Genomic DNA, 17,528 nt, shown 5'->3' with positions numbered 1-17,528 from the left:
GCAGTCTGTTGAAACCTATAATCAGAAAAGGCCACACACAGCCTTAAAGTACAAAACGCCCGATGAAATTCATCGAGCGTTTTGACATAAAAAGTGTCAACCCATACTAGGATGGGTCAGACTTATTATGTAAAGACATAAGTAGTTCAGCTTCAGCCCTTGGCAGCTCACATTCCCTCATGATCTCCTCAAGATCTGCGCCAAGTTCCACCATTTTAACGGCCCGAGAATATATTTTCGCGTCTGGGTCATCATATTTTTGCGCTGCTTGCTGCTGCGCCAAATCTTTGGCAAAACTCTCACTAGCGACAAGACGCTTTCCGATACTTAGTACACTTGCTCTAACTTCAGCAATTTCACTTCTTAAAATGCTAATTTGTTCTGCATCATTTTGTGTTTGTTTAAGCAATCTAGCATTACTTTGCTGGGCTTGATATATACGCTTACTAAATACAAAAAGCAAACCCAAGCACAGCAAGCTAATCACGCTCGCCGCTATTACAAGTACAATAAGTACGTCATCTAATGTTACTGCCGCCACAATCTACAGATGACTCAACTCATCCCACTCATCATCGCTGAGTAGTTTGTTAAGATCGACTAAAATCAGTAGCTCACCTTCACGGTTAGAAACACCTTGAATAAATTTAGCACTTTCTTCAGTGCCAATATTTGGTGCGCTGTCGATTTCTGAACTGCGTAAATAAACAACCTCAGCAACACTGTCTACTAAAATGCCAATTACTTGCTTTTCAGCTTCAATAATAACGATGCGAGAATTGTCGGTTACTTCAGCGCTCATCAGTCCAAAGCGGGCACGCGTATCTATAACAGTTACAACATTACCACGTAAGTTGATAATACCTAACACATAACTTGGTGCGCCTGGAACAGGGGCTATTTCAGTGTAACGAAGCACTTCTTGCACTTGCATTACATTGATACCGTACGTTTCTTCCTCTAGTTTGTATGTCACCCACTGCAGGACTTCATCATTACTATCGGCATTTTTATCTGCAGAAAGTATTCTTTCTTGGCTCATGATTAAACTCCAGATTGATGCTAGTTACTGCTCTCGGCTATCGAGGCCTTGTTCTAGCAACCTATTTAAATTCTCTACGTCAATAAGCGCACACATTTTTTCTTTGATAACACCAGCAAGCCATGGACGCTTGCCACATGCTGTTCGCCACTTAACATCATCTGCTGAGAGCGTAATATTATTCACTAGCTTTTCCGCTAATAACCCCCAAGGGCTGTCTCCTAGCATGATTAAATATTGATAGTTAAGCTGAGATTCTAACTCAGGGGTATACTTTTCAGGCATAACCCAACGCGCCGTATCAACAACATTTAACTTTTCTTCGCGGTTTAACATCACGCCTTTAAACCACTTCGGTTTACCAAATAGCTGGTTAACCTCTGTCAGCTGATGAATTCCACCAAGTGCCTGTAAAGGAACCGCTAACGTTAACCCTGCCACTTCAAAGAATAAAGCCTGAAATTCACCTTCTATAAAAGCTTCCTTTGCAGCACTTTGCGCGGGAGCTTGTTCTTTGATAATAGTTGTATTTTCAGTTATCTCAAGCTCTTGAGTTGGCTTCACAGGAGTTTCTTGTAGAACTTCCTCTACAGGAACCTCCTGAGTTTGAACTTTCAGCTCAACTTTTGCTTTCGGTTCTTCTATTGCCTCGGCTTGTTTGAGTAGCTGCTCTTGCTTTTGAGCATCTGGGACAGATTCAAGCAACTTTGCAACGGGTGCAAGTGCAACATCCTGATCTTCCTCTTCTTGCAGTAGAGCACCAAGATATTGTTTCATCACTTGTTCGTTTGCAAACAGGTGCTTACTCATTCTTACCTCTTTCTAATTCACCAATATGCTCAAGCAAAGCTCGATACGCATATACTCCCCTTGATTTTGGGCAGAATTGTACCGGAACCTTTTGCGCCAAGCTAGCATCTCTGAATTTAGTATCAACTGGGATAACACCTGGCCAGACTTTATCCCGATATGACTCAACCAAAGATTTGTATGCTTCTAGCGACGCTTTAGTACGCTTATCATACATTGTAGGAACTATAGTATATTGATATTGCTTAGAATGCGAACTTTGCATTAATGTCATTGTTCGCATCATTCTATCGAGACCTTTAAGTGCTAAAAACTCGGTTTGTACTGGGATTAATATTCGCTCACTTGCAGCCAACGCATTAACCATCAGTACACCAAGTACTGGAGGGCAATCTAAAATAGCATAGTCGTAATACTCACTGATTTTCGCTAAGGCTTTTTTTAGTATCAGCCCCATACCTGAGCGGTTTCCCATACTTCTATCTAGTGTTGCAATGGCCATAGTTGCCGGCAAAATATCTAGGTTTTCAACAGTTGAAGGACACAGCGCTTGCAAAATTTCTTCGCTTTGCATATTAGAGCCGCGTATAAAAATATCATATACGCTCACCTCTAGATCTTCAGAGTCTATTCCAAAATAATAGGTTAGTGATGCATGTGGATCCGTATCAATCAATAATACTCTCTTACCTTCAGCGGCCAAAATACCGCCCAAGCTCACAGCTGTGGTTGTTTTACCCACACCACCTTTTTGATTAGCTACCGTCCAAATTTTCACTTTATTATTTTATTCCTTTGTGACTCATGGCAAAGCTGTTTTTAACAATTCAATATGCCCTAAGCGATCCCCAGCTCTTTATTGATACGTAAAGCTACATCCTGCAACGCCAAGCTTTCAGACGATAAGCCAGCAGCGGTAACTGCTTGTGGCATACCATAAACAACACATGTCTTTTCATCTTGGGCCCAAATAGTTGCACCTACTTGCTTGAGCATACGAGAACCATCTCTGCCATCTGCGCCCATACCAGTTAAAACAATTGCCAATACATCTCCAGAATATGCTTTTGCAGTACTCGCAAAAGTCACATCCACACAAGGTTTATAGGTAATTCTCGGGCTGTCATCTTCAAACACTTTTAATGATTTACTACCGCCTCTTGATTCAACCATCATTTGTTTGCCACCTGGTGCGAGATAAGCAACACCCGGCATCAATTTGTCACCTTGCTCAGCTTCTTTCACTTTAATCTTACACAAGCTATTTAATCGCTGTGCAAACGCTGGTGTAAACGCCGCAGGCATATGCTGAATAAGTAATATCGGATGGGGGAAGTTAGCGGGTAATTGAGTTAATATTGTTTGCAAAGCTACCGGACCACCTGTGGATGTACCAATAGCGACGACCTTATATGACTTGCCCGACGCCTTGAAACTTCTTTGTGGTGTTGCTTCTGGCGTAGCTCTTTGAAAACTTCTATCCGGTTGAGCGACTGTCGATGTAGAGCGTAAACTTGATGGCGCAGGCTTCGCAGCAGGTGTCGCTGGTTTGGACGAGGTCATTGGTCGAGTAAATCGACTTACTCGCTTCCTACCAATTTCTTTTACTTTGCTCTGTAACGCACGTGTAGCGTCTTCACTATTTCGAGCAATGTCTTCAAACTTTTTGGGTAAAAAGTCAACCGCACCAGCATCTAGCGCGTCTAAAGTGGCACTGGCCCCTTCTCTCGTTAAAGACGAAAACATTAAAATTGGCGTCGGATTACTTTGCATTATTTTTTTAACGGCGCTGATACCGTCTAATACAGGCATTTCAACATCCATTGTAATTACGTCAGGACGTAATTTACTGGCTTTTTCAACGGCTTCTTGACCATTTACTGCAAAATCAATGACTTCAATACCAGCATCTTTTTCCAGTATTTCACTTACACGACGACGAAAAAAACTTGAGTCATCAACAACTAATACTTTTACTGCCATTGGCATCGCTCTTTTTTATGTTACAGATCCGAAAAGTGGTGCCCTTGGCACCACTAATTCGGTGACAGCAAAAAGCGTCAAACGCTATTTGCCCGCGTAATGCTTCAACATACTTGGTACATCCAAGATCAATGCAATTCCGCCATCTGATGTGATGGTCGCACCTGCCATGCCTGGAGTACCTTGTAGTAGAGAATCAAGTGGTTTAATGACCACTTCCTCTTGACCTATTAATGAATCAACTACAAAACCAACTTGCTTAGTACCGATTTGCACTATCACCACGTGGCCTTCAGCTTTCTTCTGACTGATGTCAGTACCTTTGACTAACCAATGTTCAAGATAAAAGAGTGGTATCGCTTTTTCTCTCACGATAATAGTCAATTGCCCATCAACTACATTGGTTTTAGTTAAATCGAGGTGGAAGATTTCACTTACCCCAGCCAATGGCAAGGCAAATGTCTGCTCTCCAACCATCACCATTAATGTCGGTAAAATAGCAAGCGTGAGTGGTACTTTAATTTCTAATATAGTGCCCACTCCCAGCTCTGACTGAATGTTCACTTGGCCATTAAGCTGGGTAATTTTAGTTTTTACAACATCCATTCCAACACCTCGGCCTGAGATGTCAGATATTTGTTCTTTAGTCGAAAATCCAGGAGCAAAGATCAGGTTATATGCCTCAGTATCCGACAATCTGCTTGCCTGATCAGAGTCAATTACGCCTTTACTAATTGCTATTTTCTTCAGTTTTTCAGGGTCCATACCTGCACCATCATCTCTGATGGTCAATAGGATATGATCACCTTCTTGTGAAGCTGACAAGGTCACAGTACCTGTACGCACTTTTCCAGCAGCTTCACGGACATCTGGCATTTCTATCCCGTGGTCAACCGAGTTTCTAACTAGGTGGACCAATGGATCTGCTAGTGCCTCTACGAGGTTTTTATCTAAATCTGTATCTTCACCCTCAAGGATCAGATTAATATCTTTTTTAAGGCTGCGCGCCAAGTCCCTAACAACGCGGGGGAAGCGACCAAATACTTTCTTAATTGGCTGCATTCGCGTTTTCATAACAGCACCTTGCAAATCTGCGGTAACCACATCTAAATTTGAGATGGCTTTACCCATTGCTTCGCTGTTGCTGTTATTAGCAAGGCTTACTAAACGGTTGCGCACCAATACTAACTCACCGACCATATTCATTATTTGGTCTAAGCGCTTTGTATCAACACGGACTGTCGTCTCAGCCTGAGCTGCGGGCTTCTTCGCAGCTCCACCTTTTGGCTCTGCTTTGGCAGGCGCTGGTGCCGATTTTGCTGCTGGTTTCGCAGCCGATTTTGGCGCTTCCACTTTTGCAGCTGGCTGGGGTTTAGGCTTTGGAGCCGGGGCAGGTTCAACTTTTGGTGCCGGTGCAGGATCCGATTTTGCTGAAGAATCTTCCTTATTTTTAGGCGCCTGACCTTTGCCATGTAGCTCGTCTAATAAGGCTTCAAATTCATCATCGTTTATTTCTTCATCCGTACCTGCCGATTCTGACGCAGGTGCAGCTGGCGTTGCTGGTGCAACAGGAGCTGCTGGCTTCTCAGGTTCACTGGGCGTAGAGCCAAACTGGCCAACACCGTGCAATTCATCTAATAAGCTATCGAATTCATCGTCGGTAATATCACCATCATTTGCATTTGCTGGCGGTGCAGCTGGCGCTGATGCGGCCGGTGCTTGCTCTTCTGCCGACGGGCCGTTCCCAGAGCCATGTAGCTCATCTAACAGGCTTTCAAATTCTTCTTCTGTTATTTCATCAATGTTGTCAGACTTAGCTGGCTCGCTACTTTCTTCACTACTGCCATCTAAATCGAAAAATACGTCAGCTTCAGGTTCAGGAGGGGCTTCTGGCGTCGGTGCAACAACAGCCTCTGGTTCTGGAGTCAGTGCAACTGGTTCTTCGTCAGCAGATTCTGGTTGGCTAAGCTTGTGCAAGACGTCAAGTAACGTCTGGTCAGCTGGCTCTGGTTGCTCGCGGTTTTGAATACAAGCAAACATATCGTTAATTGTATCCAGTGACTGCAAGATCACATCCATTAATTCTGGGTTGACTGAACGTTGACCTTGTCTCAGTACATCGAAAACATTCTCAGCACCATGACAAGCATCAACCAGCTCATTCATGCCTAGAAAGCCAGCACCACCTTTAACTGTGTGGAACCCTCTAAAAATTGCATTTAGTAAATCTTTGTCATCTGGGTTGTTTTCTAATTCAACGAGTTGCTCAGATAACAGTTCGAGTATTTCTCCAGCTTCAACAAGAAAGTCTTGTAAGATATCTTCATCGACTTCAAAGCTCATTATTATACTCTCCTATTAGAAACCCAAACTAGATAACAAATCATCAACTTCATCCTGACCAGACACGACATCGTCTCGTTCTTCAGCGTCAATGATAGGTCCTTCTGGACCTGATAGTTCATCAGTGGTGGTTTCAACTACTTCTTGTGGTTGTTGAGCCGTGCTAAGTTGACCCACTTCTGACGTGCCAAATACAGTTAATAAATGAATTAAACTGTCTTCAACCTCTCTGACAAGTTCAATGACTCGGCGAATAACTTGACCAGTCAAATCTTGATAATCTTGCGCCATCAAGACATTTGTCATCAAGGTTTGTAGCTCATCGGTACGGCCTTGTGAAGATTGCATAAAGTCATTTAAGTCGTGACACAGGGATTTAAACTCCCCTAATTGTATATCACGACTCATTAACCTATCCCAGGTAGGCTTTATTTCAGAAAGCTCATCTGCCAACTGTTGAGCAAGCGGCAAACTCGCTTCCACCGCGTCCATTGTTTTATTAGCCGCGTTTTCTGTCATTTCCATGACATAATTTAAACGTTGTTTTGCATCTGGTAAGGCTTCAGTTGTTAAGTCTGATAAACGCGTATCTAACTCGAAGTTTTTCAACGATTCGTGTAATTGGCGTGTCAATTTTCCGACTTCAGCAAATAATTCAGATTGTTCTTTATTAGTCGCTTCAATTAAAATTTGATCAGCTTTTTCTTGTTCACCATTTTCAAGAAACTCAACAAGTTGCTTTGCTTGCTCTAATGTTATTTGTGGCGCAGAGGATTCTGACATAAGCCTATCCTTACTAGTAACTAGCCTAAGCGTTCAAAGACTTTTTCTAACTTAGTTTTCAATGTTCCAGCTGTAAACGGCTTGACGATATAACCATTTACACCAGCTTGAGCTGCTGCAACAATTTGTTCTTTTTTAGCTTCTGCAGTTACCATCAGCACTGGAATGTGCTTAAGGCTATCATCGGCTCTTATCGCTCTTAGCAGATCGATACCTTGCATGCCTGGCATGTTCCAATCGGTAACAACAAAGTCAAATTCTTGATTTTGCAACATTGGAAGCGCAGTGCTGCCATCATCTGCCTCTTGAACATTTGTAAAGCCTAAGTCTCTCAAAAGGTTTTTGATTATTCTTCTCATTGTAGAGAAATCATCAACCACGAGAATTTTCATGTTCTTATCCAAAACTTCCTCCGGTGAGGTTTGAACCTAAATAAATAATAAAATGTACTCTAATTGATCCAGTCATTTATCTTGGCTCTGAGTTTAATCATTGCCTGACCATGAATCTGACTCACTCGAGACTCGCTCACATCAAGGATCTGGCCAATCTCTTTTAAATTCATTTCATCGTTATAGTACAAAGACAAAACCATCGCATCTCGCTCAGGTAATGTTTTAATTGCTTCTACTAACGATTCATTAAAGCGCTCATTCTTAACGTTATTGAATGGTTTGTCTAGCGCTAAATCACTGCCTGCAGGTGAAATTACATCTTGATCGACACCCAAGTCTTCAATGCCAATAATTTTACTTGCATTTACGTCATGTAAAATATGATGGTACTCATCTAAGGGAATATCAAGTTTTTCAGCGATTTCAGTATCTTTAGGCTCTCGGCCTAAGGCTGTTTCCAGCTCAGAAATAGCCTCTGCCACCATACGGCTATTTTTATGAACTGAGCGTGGTGCCCAGTCTCCACGGCGTATTTCATCTAACATTGCGCCGCGAATGCGAATCCCTGCAAAGGTTTCGAAGCTAGCCCCTTTACTTGCATCAAAATTCTTTGTCGCTTCAATTAAACCAATCATGCCAGATTGAATTAGGTCATCGAGTTGAACGCTCGCGGGTAGTCTCGCGAGCAAATGACAAGCAACTTTTTTGACTAAAGGTGTATGACGCTCAACCACCTTATTCAGATGATCTGCTGTTTGATATCCCGCCATTCGATTGACCGGTGTAGCCATAATTACCCGTTAACTAGTTGCTCAATGAAAAACTCTAAGTGACCTGAAGGCTGGTGAGGTACAGGCCATTTCACTGCTTTACTTGCCAATCCCCTAAATGCAACTGCAGCTGGGGAATTAGGGTAGAGTTCCACGATCGTTTTTTGACGACGCGAAGACTTTCGCATATTTTCGTCGAAAGGTATTGTTGCAACGAGTTCAAGCGCTACATCTAAAAACCTATCCGTTACTTTCGAGAGCTTTGCAAAGAGTTCCTGACCTTCACGAAGGCTTCTCACCATATTCGCGACGATTTTAAATTTGTAAACTCCGTGCTCTCGGCTTAATACTTTTATCAGTGCATAAGCATCTGTGATTGACGTTGGCTCATCACAAACTACAACCATGACGTCTTGAGCTGCTCTTGAAAAACTGAGTACCATATCTGAAATACCAGCAGCCGTATCGACAATCAGAACATCAAAATCGTTACTTAATTCACTGAATGCTCGAATAAGACCGGCATGTTCTGCTGGGCTTAATTCAACCATATTTTGAGAACCTGAAGTAGCAGGTACAATTCTTATACCAGCAGGCCCTTCTACTAAAATCTCATCTAATTCACATTCGCCGGATAGCACATGAGACAGGTTGCGCTCAACACGTAACCCTAGCATTACGTCACAATTTGCTAATCCAAGGTCAGCATCTAAAACTAATACTCTATGGCCTTGTTGTCCTAACGCAATCGCAGTATTCAATGAAACATTGGTCTTACCGACTCCTCCTTTACCACCAGTTACTGCTATTACTTTTACTCCGTGGTTACTTTTTTGATTCATTTTACGCAGGCCACTTGCTTGATCTAAAACTGTATTAATCATACATTCCTACTGTCTGGGACGCCACTGCTTCACGTCGTGAATGTTGTGCTTTTGTTCTTTTTAAATACAATTGCTCAGCCTTTTTAACTAATTTTTGAGCATTTGCTACACGAATGTCTTCTGGCACTCGCTGTCCGTTGGTAAGATACCCTATTGGCAAACGATTTTGAATCGCAATACTAATAATCTCACCTAAACTTAGACATTCATCAAGTTTTGTAAAAATGCAACCGCTTAAATTTACTTTTTTAAAGTGATTGACAGTTTCTTGCAAAACATGCATTTGCGATGTTGCACTTAATACTAAGTAGCTACGAATATCAACTCTTGAACTACGCATCAATGTATTAAGTTGTTCAGTTAAACGCAAGTCTCTTTGACTCATGCCCGCAGTATCTATTAATACTAGTCGTTTATTTCGTAAATGATAAAGAACTTCTGCTAATTCATTAGCATCTTTAACTTGCTTTACCGGACAGCCAATGATTCTACCATAAGTTGCCAACTGCTCGTAAGCACCAATTCGATATGTATCAGTAGTAATTAAAGCAACTTTATCAGCACCATATTTTTGAGCGCCTAGCGCTGCAAGCTTTGCAACCGTCGTCGTCTTACCAACTCCAGTTGGTCCAACCATCGCATACACACCACCTTGACGAAGAATATCGTTGTTGGTTGTGTGCATTTGATTTACAACCATATTTAAAAGTGCATTCCACGCTTCTTTTCTCGATACATCGTCAGGGATAAAACAGGCCATTTGCTCAGCGACATCAGAACTAATTCCCATACCTTGAAGGCGGTCTACTAAACAAGCTCTAGTCGGATCACGTCGTTCCATTTCTTGTTTCATTAAACCAGAAAGCTGATATTCAAGTAATTGACGTATCGCATTCATTTCATCACGCATCGAGCTCATTTCATCTTGCGGAGCGGCTGCTGTTGCTGTTTGTAGCGGATCCAGCTCTGAATCTAAATCATCGTCAAAACCCCAGTCTGAAGAAATAGGGTCGGCTTCTTTTACAGGACGTTGACGAGCACTGATGGGCTGCGCTTGCTGAGTTTGATTGAATTCAGGTCTCTGTGCTTGTTGAGGTTGAAACAAGTCATCTGTGTCTATCCCTGAATGCGAAAACATAGAAGCAAGCTCAGGTGAACGAGGTTTTGGAGCTTGACGCTCTAGGAGCGCTTCTAGGCTATCAGCCACTTGAGCCTGAGGCTGAGCTTGAGGACGACGAGTTTGAGGCTTAACCACTCTTGCTGGCTGACTATACGTTGGCTTTTGTACGGCTGCTGGCGCAGGCTCAGGACGAGTCTCCACAGGAGCAGCCTGTGACTGCGGCGCTACGCGGTCGTTGTCAATTGCAGCGACGATTTCTACGCCATCAGCAAGCTTTTTGTTTGACATGATCACCGCGTCTGCACCTAATTCATCTTTTACTTCTTTCAAAGCAGTACGCATATCTTTTGCAAAAAATCTTTTAATCTTCATAACTCAGCACCTCGTTCCTCTATTATTGCCCTACAGAGCTAATAATCTTGATTTGTCTCTCGTCTGGTACTTCCTGGTAAGACATCACTCTTAATCCAGGGATCGTATGTTTGACAAATCGAGATAAAACACTTCTTAACATACCTGAGGTTAATAAGATGGACGGCTCGCCTAGCATTTCTTGCGTTTGATGCGCTTCTCTCAATGAACCTTGAAGTCGCTCTGCAAGTCCTGGCTCTATGCCTGCCCCCTCATCACCTGCGTTCTGAAGTGACTGATGCAACATCTGTTCCAACTCGGGCGCCAATGTTATGACAGGTATCTCATCAGCATTGCCAACAGCATCTTGAACTATGAGTCTGCGTAGTGAGATTCGCACTGCAGCCGTTAGTACATCAGGGTCTTGGCTTCGAGGACCATATTCAACTAAGGTCTGCACAATTGATCTCATATCTCGAATTGCGACCCCTTCATTGAGTAAATTTTGCAGTACTTTTACAATCGTTGTCAGTGGTAGTACATCAGGAACTAACCCTTCAACTAATCTAGGGTGGCTTTTCGCCAACATATCTAATAAGTTTTGAACTTCTTCATGACCTAACAATAAAGAAGCATTATTGGTCAATAACTGACTAATGTGTGTTGCAACCACAGTAGCTGCATCAACAACCGTATAACCTAAAGAATGAGCTTCATCTTTTTGGTCGGGTTTAATCCAAACTGCATCCAACCCAAAAGCTGGATCTTTTGTTGCGACACCTTGAATTGGTCCAAATACCTGACCTGGGTTAATCGCGAGTTCATCACCATGTTTTAGTTCACCATCGCCAGACCCAACGCCCATTAGCGTGATCTTATAAGCGTTCGGGTCTAGTTCTAAATTGTCACGAATGTGAACAGGAGGGACGAGAAAGCCTAGCTCTTGTGATAACTTTTTACGCACACCTTTTATGCGGCTGAGTAATTCACCACCTTGGGCCTGATCGACAAGTGGTATAAGTCTATAACCCACTTCTAAGCCAATCACGTCAACTGGTTGAACATCGTCCCATCCAAGCTCTTTTTGATCTTGCTGCTTATTGGCAACTTGTGTGCCTTTAGCTTCTTGCTCTGCTTGTTCTGCAGCTGCCTTTGCTTTGTGCTGCTTTGAGTAATATGCTAAACCACCGATTAAGCTCCCCAAACCTAAGAATGCAACATGTGGCATGCCCGGTACTAAGCCCATTACAATGAGGATACCAGAGGCAATATATAGAGACTTTTCATTGCCTAATTGCTGTGTTACCTGCTCACCCATGTTGTGAGATTCATTTTGACGTGTCACAACGATTGCAGTGCCAATTGACAACAGCAGTGATGGTAATTGTGCAACAAGGCCATCACCAATCGTCAGTAACGTATACACCTCCATCGCTCTGCCAAAAGTAAGGTCATGCTGTACCATGCCGACAAATAGGCCACCAATAATATTGATCGCAAGTATCACAATGCCTGCGATTGCATCACCTTTTACAAATTTGCTGGCACCGTCCATCGAACCATAAAAGTCCGCTTCTCTTGTCACTTCATCACGGCGAGTACGTGCGTCTTCAGCAGAAATGAAACCGGCGTTCAGGTCGGCGTCTATTGCCATCTGTTTACCTGGCATTGCGTCTAGTGTGAAACGCGCTGATACTTCTGAAATACGTCCCGCACCTTTGGTGATTACTACAAAGTTAATTATGATCAGAATTAGGAAGACGACTAAACCAACGGCATAGTTACCGCCAATTACAACAGAGCCAAATGCTTCAATCACTTTACCAGCTGCATCACCACCGTTGTGACCTTCGAGAAGCACTACTCGGGTACTGGCAACATTCAGTGCCAGTCTCATAATTGTCGCAATAAGAAGCACTGCCGGGAACATACCAAACTCAAGGGGTTTTAGCGTATATACCGTTACTAATAATACGACCAGTGCCAATGCAATATTGAATGAAAATAAGATATCTAACAAAAACGGAGGCATGGGTAATATCACCATACCTAACGCAGCAAGAACCAGTAACGGTGTACCTATCCCCTTCGCATATTCTTTTTTGTCTCGATTAATTTGTTGTAGAACCGCTTTAAAATCCATAACTTATCAACTTCAATTTATTGACGCAGATAAGTTAAAGCAAAGTTCGTTCCAACTATTAGTGTTTCAAGCTATCAGGAATAGGTAAGTCTTTACTCAGTTCGTTAGGCCTGCGACCACGACCTTTATTGAATTTTTTCAGCTGGAATACATAAGCGAGCACTTGTGCCACCGCTGTAAATAACTGATCAGGTATTTGGTCACCCACCTCTGTGGTGTGGTATAAAGAGCGCGTCAACACAGGAGATTCGACAATCGGCACCTCATTACCTTTAGCAACCTTTCGGATCTGCATTGCTAGCTCATCGACCCCTTTGGCTATAACCATAGGTGCACCAGCTTTTTCCGTGTCATATTTCAGTGCTACTGAGTAGTGTGTGGGGTTTGTAACAACAACATCTGCATCAGGTACATCTTGCATCATGCGTCGCTGTGACATTTCTCGTTGTGTTCTCCGAATACGCGCTTTAATTTGAGGATCACCTTCTGAATTTTTATACTCATCTTTCACTTCTTGCAATGTCATCTTCAATTGCTTGTTGTGGTTATAACTTTGATAAGGTGCATCAATGGCAGAAATTATGATCATGGTGCAACTGAGGGCGAGGAACAACCAAGACAAAATTTCCAGTGAATGAATAACACTTCCAGGGACTGATTCAATGCTCAGATGCAAGATGTCGTAAAACATCCACTTGATGAATAAGATAGCAAACCCAGCAACCAGTACAAACTTTAAAATAGATTTAAACAGCTCCACGGCGGCTTGCGGACCAAACATACGTTTGATCCCTTTCATCGGTGACATTTTACTTGGCTTTGGAGAGGCAGCTTCCCAGCTAAAGTTAAAGCCGCCAAGCAATGTATTACCAATTACACCGGCGACAAGAATAATCAAGACAAACATCGACATAGGGAAGAAAAGTTCGGAGAATGCATCACCCCAAACAGCAAACATCTTGGTTGTATCATATGTTTCGTTGCGATTGAGAGTGAGCATGCGGCCCATGATGTTATAAAGGCCTTTAGCGATATCGGCCCCATATAAAATAAGTGCGACCGCAGAGAAAATAAGTACAAACGTCGTCCCCAACTCCTTAGAACGAGCGACTTGACCCTTTTTTCTAGCATCACTGATCTTTTTCGCCGTGGGTTCTTCGGTACGTTCTTGACCTGAATCTTCAGCCATCTTACTCTCCTACACCGTACAGCCAATTAAATTACACATCAGCTCAGTCATTTTAAGCCACTGAAACTCGTACTGCATAGTAAAGTTGCCCAATGTCGCCCAAATAATCATTAGTCCAGCGACTAGGGTAAACGCAAAGCCAACAGAGAAAATATTCATTTGTGGTGCTGCACGCGTCATAATGCCAAAGGCCAAATTTATCACTAACATCGCCGTTAAAGGTGCCAACGAAAGAGATAAAGCCGTTGCGAACAGCCAAGAGCCCCAGTTAGCAATGTCATAATAATTATCAACATGCCACCAGTCTCCTCCGATGGGCCACGACTGAAAGCTAAACACAATCATTTGGATCATCATCAAATGACCGTTGAATACAAAAAATAACAGTGTTGCTAGGATCAAATAAAACTGGCCTACGGCTGGCACACTTAAACCATTTGATGGGTCAACAACGGATGCGAAACCCAGACCAGTTTGCATCGCCAGAACTTGACCGGCAAGAATAAAGGTGTTTAATAACAGTAGCGAAGCAAAACCAATCGCTACCCCAACAATCATCTCTTGGATAACCACCAGTATCATCTGAAACGAAAATAAATCGGTAAACTGAGATTGCGGTATCGCAGGAGCAACAGCTAAGGTCACCACCATAGATAAACAAATTTTTATGCGCTTTGAAACACTCTGTGCACCTAAACCTGCCATGACCATGATCATTGAACTAATGCGAATGAACGGGATCAAGTAATCACTTAACCCCTGCATTATGTCTGAGAATAAAAACTCCATCCTAGCCTGCTATTTCAGGGATACGCATCACCATTAATTTAAAGAAATCCATCAGCTCTTGAGTCATCCAGTGCCCCCCTGCGATTAAGGCAACCAGAGTAATGATGAGTTTTGGTAAAAAGCTTAGGGTTTGCTCATTGATTGATGTGGCGGCTTGAAACACAGACACCACAAGACCAACCATCAAGCCGGGAAGCACAATCGCGGAAACTAATTTGATAACGACAAACAGTGAGTCACTTAAAATATCTACAAATATTTCCGGTTCCATCTTACACTCCTAAGCCGAAACTTCGTGCCAATGTCCCCATAACCAAGGACCAGCCGTCAACTAAGACAAAAAGCATAATCTTAAATGGTAAAGAGACAATCATGGGCGATAACATCATCATACCCATTGCCATCAAAACACTGGCGACAACCAAGTCAACAATTAGGAATGGAATGAAAAACATAAACCCAATTATAAAAGCGGTTTGCAGTTCGCTAGTTACAAAGGCCGGTATAATGACGATAAATGGCGTATCTTCTGGGCTGTCCAACTTCTCATAACCCGCTATTTTGGCAAAAGTCTCCAGATCTTTTATCCGCGTTTGCGAAAGCATAAATTCCTTCATTGGCTCTTTTGCTGCATGCAAAGCTTGTACCGACGTCATTTCTTCATTGATGTATGGCTGCACTGCTTCATCATATATTTGGCTGAAAATGGGCGCCATAATGAAAAATGTCAAAAACAATGACATACCAACCAAAATTTGATTTGACGGTGACTGCTGTAAGCCTATTGCCTGACGTAATATCGCCAGCACCACGATGATCCGGGTAAATGATGTCATCATTATCAATGCGGCAGGTATAAAACTAAACGCCGTCATGATGGCTAACACTTGAAGTGTTACAGAATACTCTTGAGACCCGTCAGGGTTGGTCGTCACACTCAGCGCTTCGATACCATCATTAGCGCTTACTTGTGGAATAAATACAGTTAATACAAGTAAAATTAGCAATCGAAGCATGATATTCACTTTGTTTTTTTTATGGGTTGATTCATAAAACGACTAAGCTCTTTGACAAAAGGGGCCGTTTGATTTTCACTTAAAGGAGTTTCCAATTGATATAAGTAGTTGATATTTTGGGGAGTTACACCGAGTAAATGTTGTTTGTCATCAATTTCTATTACAAGCAGCCTTTCACGAGTCCCTAAAGGCATGCTTCGGATCACTTTAAAATCTTGATTGTTACCCACATTAGGGTTTATCCGCTTCACCAACCAAGCTAAGCCAACGATTAGCACAACAATAACAGCCAGCGAAAACATCACTGTCACTATTTCCAAGCTTGTCCCTTGTGGCTGCGATACGGCAGCCGCATTTGTAAACATTATCCAAGTCATTTTTTAATATATTACCTGAGCTTTTTAATACGCTCTACTTGGCTAATGACATCAGTTAGACGAATACCAAACTTATCGTTTACTACCACTACTTCACCGTGAGCTATCAAAGTACCATTGACGAGTACATCTAACGGCTCACCTGCAACCCTATCCAACTCAACTACCGAGCCTTGGTTTAATTGTAACAGGTTACGTATGTTTATTTTAGAACGACCTACCTCCATCGAAATGGTAACAGGAATATCTAAAATCGTGTCTAACTTTCTTTTTTCATCAACACTTAGGTTGGCGTTGCTTTCTTCAAGCTCTTCAAGCTCGGCTACTTCAGCATCCCCTTGATCAGCATCTTCTGCTTCAGCAAGTGCTGCCGCCCATTCGTCCATTGTATCTTGATCATCACTCATGCACTAACTACCTTAAAAACTTGATCACCAGTCAAGGTCTACACCTTCAGACAGGTGCAGATCTTCTTCTAATTCCGCCAATTCCGCATCCGAATCGAGCTTTTTACCACCTTTGGTAAATACGTGAAGCTCTGATTTAACAGACTCTGGACGTTTGATTTTTTCACTTATTTGTAAAGCAACATTGTCTCTGGAACGCCCCATTTTTGCTCTAAATGTAGGCAGTTCTTCGACAAAAACAGTAATATGTTCTGGCATCTCCACAGGAATAATGTCTCCTGCTTTTAAATCCATAATTTGTTGCAGTGACAAGTCGACTTCTAACAACTGTGTTGACATTTCGACTTCAACGTCCATTATTTCATCGCGAAGCGCCTTACTCCAACGAAGGTCTGTGTCTTCTGTATCCGACTGTACACCTGCGTCCAGTAATTCCCTTATTGGTTCTAGCATCGAGTAAGGAAGAGAAATATGAAAGTCTCCACCCCCTCCATCTAGTTCTATATGAAATGAGCTAATAACGACTACTTCGGTAGGCGAAACGATATTCGCCATCGCGGGGTTAACCTCTGAATCCAAATATTCAAATGACACATCCATGACAGGTGCCCAAGCTTCTTTATAATCTTCAAAGATGATCTTGAGCAGCATTTGAACAATACGGCGCTCTGTCGGCGTAAACTCTCGTCCTTCAATTTTGGCATGGTAACGTCCGTCACCTCCAAAGAAGTTGTCCACCAATATGAAAACCAGTCGCGCTTCCATAGTGATAAGACCGGTTCCTTTGAGTGGACGAAACCGCACCATATTCAAACTAGTAGGTACAAATAGAGTATGAATATACTCACCAAACTTAAGCATTTGGACGCCATTGATTGACACTTCAGCGGTGCGTCTCATCATATTGAACAAACTGATCCGCATGTGTCTCGCAAAACGTTCATTCACAATTTCAAGCGTCGGCATCCGACCACGAACAATGCGGTCTTGCGATGAGAAGTCGTATTGCAAGGCATTTGCATCCTCGCCCTCTTCACCTGTGGATACTTCATCTTCTTCAACTTCATCAACGCCATGAAGTAGCGCATCGATTTCGTCTTGCGATAATAAGTCACTCACAATTTAG

General features: G+C 42.6%; 20 protein-coding genes. 1 reads left to right on the top strand and 19 read right to left on the bottom strand.

What is annotated here, in order from left to right; genetic code table 11:
• Positions 1 to 85: integrase core domain-containing protein (locus tag QNM18_RS25950; protein ID WP_284138616.1), on the top strand; the 85-nt coding region annotated here is incomplete at its 5' end.
• Between the two features lie 21 nt (positions 86 to 106).
• On the opposite strand, the gene QNM18_RS25945 is transcribed toward QNM18_RS25950, so the two are convergent.
• The 19 genes from QNM18_RS25945 to fliM form a co-directional block, all read right to left on the bottom strand.
• Entirely contained in the window at positions 107 to 544 is a 438-nt protein-coding gene (locus QNM18_RS25945; protein WP_417714870.1) for a DUF2802 domain-containing protein, read from the bottom strand.
• Entirely contained in the window at positions 545 to 1,042 is a 498-nt protein-coding gene (locus tag QNM18_RS25940) for a chemotaxis protein CheW (protein ID WP_023401824.1), read from the bottom strand.
• Positions 1,043 to 1,066: 24 nt separating this feature from the next.
• On the bottom strand, positions 1,067 to 1,852 hold the full coding sequence (locus tag QNM18_RS25935; RefSeq protein WP_211010444.1) for a chemotaxis protein CheW: 786 nt from the start codon (positions 1,850 to 1,852) through the stop codon (positions 1,067 to 1,069).
• Entirely contained in the window at positions 1,845 to 2,630 is a 786-nt protein-coding gene (locus QNM18_RS25930) for a ParA family protein (RefSeq protein ID WP_023401822.1), read from the bottom strand. The genes QNM18_RS25935 and QNM18_RS25930 overlap by 8 nt, the downstream gene beginning before the upstream one ends.
• Before the next feature lie 59 nt (positions 2,631 to 2,689).
• Entirely contained in the window at positions 2,690 to 3,835 is a 1,146-nt protein-coding gene (locus QNM18_RS25925; RefSeq protein WP_211010443.1) for a protein-glutamate methylesterase/protein-glutamine glutaminase, read from the bottom strand.
• Between the two features lie 84 nt (positions 3,836 to 3,919).
• Positions 3,920 to 6,178 (bottom strand): chemotaxis protein CheA, encoded by a 2,259-nt coding sequence (locus QNM18_RS25920; RefSeq protein WP_284138829.1) that lies wholly within the window; start codon positions 6,176 to 6,178, stop codon positions 3,920 to 3,922.
• Positions 6,179 to 6,193: 15 nt separating this feature from the next.
• Positions 6,194 to 6,961, bottom strand: a complete 768-nt coding sequence (locus QNM18_RS25915; RefSeq protein WP_023401819.1) for a protein phosphatase CheZ — start codon at positions 6,959 to 6,961, stop codon at positions 6,194 to 6,196.
• Between the two features lie 20 nt (positions 6,962 to 6,981).
• Positions 6,982 to 7,365 carry a chemotaxis response regulator CheY gene (gene cheY / locus QNM18_RS25910; protein ID WP_010364893.1) on the bottom strand — a complete coding sequence of 128 codons (384 nt, stop codon included), beginning with the start codon at positions 7,363 to 7,365 and terminating at the stop codon, positions 6,982 to 6,984.
• Between the two features lie 47 nt (positions 7,366 to 7,412).
• Complete coding sequence (locus tag QNM18_RS25905) at positions 7,413 to 8,147, bottom strand: RNA polymerase sigma factor FliA (RefSeq protein ID WP_023401817.1); 735 nt, start codon at positions 8,145 to 8,147, stop codon at positions 7,413 to 7,415.
• A gap of 2 nt (positions 8,148 to 8,149) precedes the next feature.
• The gene (locus QNM18_RS25900) at positions 8,150 to 9,010 is read right to left on the bottom strand and encodes a MinD/ParA family ATP-binding protein (protein WP_023401816.1); all 861 of its coding nucleotides are present in this window, start codon (positions 9,008 to 9,010) and stop codon (positions 8,150 to 8,152) included.
• On the bottom strand, positions 9,003 to 10,502 hold the full coding sequence (gene flhF / locus QNM18_RS25895) for a flagellar biosynthesis protein FlhF (protein ID WP_211010441.1): 1,500 nt from the start codon (positions 10,500 to 10,502) through the stop codon (positions 9,003 to 9,005). Before flhF ends, QNM18_RS25900 begins: the two co-directional genes overlap by 8 nt.
• Before the next feature lie 22 nt (positions 10,503 to 10,524).
• A complete protein-coding gene (gene flhA, locus QNM18_RS25890; RefSeq protein WP_211010440.1) occupies positions 10,525 to 12,624 on the bottom strand; it encodes a flagellar biosynthesis protein FlhA in 2,100 nt (699 codons plus the stop codon).
• A gap of 58 nt (positions 12,625 to 12,682) precedes the next feature.
• A complete protein-coding gene (gene flhB, locus QNM18_RS25885) occupies positions 12,683 to 13,813 on the bottom strand; it encodes a flagellar biosynthesis protein FlhB (protein ID WP_211010439.1) in 1,131 nt (376 codons plus the stop codon).
• A gap of 9 nt (positions 13,814 to 13,822) precedes the next feature.
• The gene (gene fliR, locus QNM18_RS25880; protein WP_023401812.1) at positions 13,823 to 14,602 is read right to left on the bottom strand and encodes a flagellar biosynthetic protein FliR; all 780 of its coding nucleotides are present in this window, start codon (positions 14,600 to 14,602) and stop codon (positions 13,823 to 13,825) included.
• A gap of 1 nt (position 14,603) precedes the next feature.
• Positions 14,604 to 14,873, bottom strand: a complete 270-nt coding sequence (gene fliQ, locus QNM18_RS25875; RefSeq protein WP_284138828.1) for a flagellar biosynthesis protein FliQ — start codon at positions 14,871 to 14,873, stop codon at positions 14,604 to 14,606.
• A 1-nt stretch (position 14,874) separates the two neighbouring features.
• Positions 14,875 to 15,618 carry a flagellar type III secretion system pore protein FliP gene (fliP, locus tag QNM18_RS25870; RefSeq protein WP_284138827.1) on the bottom strand — a complete coding sequence of 248 codons (744 nt, stop codon included), beginning with the start codon at positions 15,616 to 15,618 and terminating at the stop codon, positions 14,875 to 14,877.
• A gap of 5 nt (positions 15,619 to 15,623) precedes the next feature.
• A complete protein-coding gene (gene fliO, locus QNM18_RS25865; RefSeq protein ID WP_284138826.1) occupies positions 15,624 to 15,983 on the bottom strand; it encodes a flagellar biosynthetic protein FliO in 360 nt (119 codons plus the stop codon).
• A 23-nt stretch (positions 15,984 to 16,006) separates the two neighbouring features.
• Positions 16,007 to 16,402 carry a flagellar motor switch protein FliN gene (gene fliN / locus QNM18_RS25860; protein ID WP_023401808.1) on the bottom strand — a complete coding sequence of 132 codons (396 nt, stop codon included), beginning with the start codon at positions 16,400 to 16,402 and terminating at the stop codon, positions 16,007 to 16,009.
• A gap of 24 nt (positions 16,403 to 16,426) precedes the next feature.
• Positions 16,427 to 17,521, bottom strand: a complete 1,095-nt coding sequence (gene fliM, locus QNM18_RS25855; protein WP_023401807.1) for a flagellar motor switch protein FliM — start codon at positions 17,519 to 17,521, stop codon at positions 16,427 to 16,429.
• Positions 17,522 to 17,528: the final 7 nt, after the last annotated feature.

It is taken from the genome of Pseudoalteromonas obscura, assembly GCF_030135505.1.
GTDB classification, from domain to species: Bacteria; Pseudomonadota; Gammaproteobacteria; order Enterobacterales; family Alteromonadaceae; genus Pseudoalteromonas; species Pseudoalteromonas obscura.
The sequence above is the reverse complement of the archived record's forward strand: the minus strand, read 5'-3'. Positions and strand labels throughout refer to the sequence as shown.

What these genes read in the sequence shown, in the direction of transcription:
- QNM18_RS25935 (WP_211010444.1), bottom strand. Translation starts at nt 1,852, where the DNA reads ATGAGTAAGCACCTGTTTGCAAACGAACAAGTGATGAAACAATATCTT.
- flhA (WP_211010440.1), bottom strand. Translation starts at nt 12,624, where the DNA reads ATGGATTTTAAAGCGGTTCTACAACAAATTAATCGAGACAAAAAAGAA.
- fliN (WP_023401808.1), bottom strand. Translation starts at nt 16,402, where the DNA reads ATGAGTGATGATCAAGATACAATGGACGAATGGGCGGCAGCACTTGCT.
- flhB (WP_211010439.1), bottom strand. Translation starts at nt 13,813, where the DNA reads ATGGCTGAAGATTCAGGTCAAGAACGTACCGAAGAACCCACGGCGAAA.
- flhF (WP_211010441.1), bottom strand. Translation starts at nt 10,502, where the DNA reads ATGAAGATTAAAAGATTTTTTGCAAAAGATATGCGTACTGCTTTGAAA.
- fliR (WP_023401812.1), bottom strand. Translation starts at nt 14,602, where the DNA reads ATGGAGTTTTTATTCTCAGACATAATGCAGGGGTTAAGTGATTACTTG.
- QNM18_RS25915 (WP_023401819.1), bottom strand. Translation starts at nt 6,961, where the DNA reads ATGTCAGAATCCTCTGCGCCACAAATAACATTAGAGCAAGCAAAGCAA.
- fliQ (WP_284138828.1), bottom strand. Translation starts at nt 14,873, where the DNA reads ATGGAACCGGAAATATTTGTAGATATTTTAAGTGACTCACTGTTTGTC.
- QNM18_RS25905 (WP_023401817.1), bottom strand. Translation starts at nt 8,147, where the DNA reads ATGGCTACACCGGTCAATCGAATGGCGGGATATCAAACAGCAGATCAT.
- QNM18_RS25900 (WP_023401816.1), bottom strand. Translation starts at nt 9,010, where the DNA reads ATGATTAATACAGTTTTAGATCAAGCAAGTGGCCTGCGTAAAATGAAT.
- fliP (WP_284138827.1), bottom strand. Translation starts at nt 15,618, where the DNA reads ATGCTTCGATTGCTAATTTTACTTGTATTAACTGTATTTATTCCACAA.
- QNM18_RS25920 (WP_284138829.1), bottom strand. Translation starts at nt 6,178, where the DNA reads ATGAGCTTTGAAGTCGATGAAGATATCTTACAAGACTTTCTTGTTGAA.
- QNM18_RS25940 (WP_023401824.1), bottom strand. Translation starts at nt 1,042, where the DNA reads ATGAGCCAAGAAAGAATACTTTCTGCAGATAAAAATGCCGATAGTAAT.
- QNM18_RS25925 (WP_211010443.1), bottom strand. Translation starts at nt 3,835, where the DNA reads ATGGCAGTAAAAGTATTAGTTGTTGATGACTCAAGTTTTTTTCGTCGT.
- fliO (WP_284138826.1), bottom strand. Translation starts at nt 15,983, where the DNA reads ATGTTTACAAATGCGGCTGCCGTATCGCAGCCACAAGGGACAAGCTTG.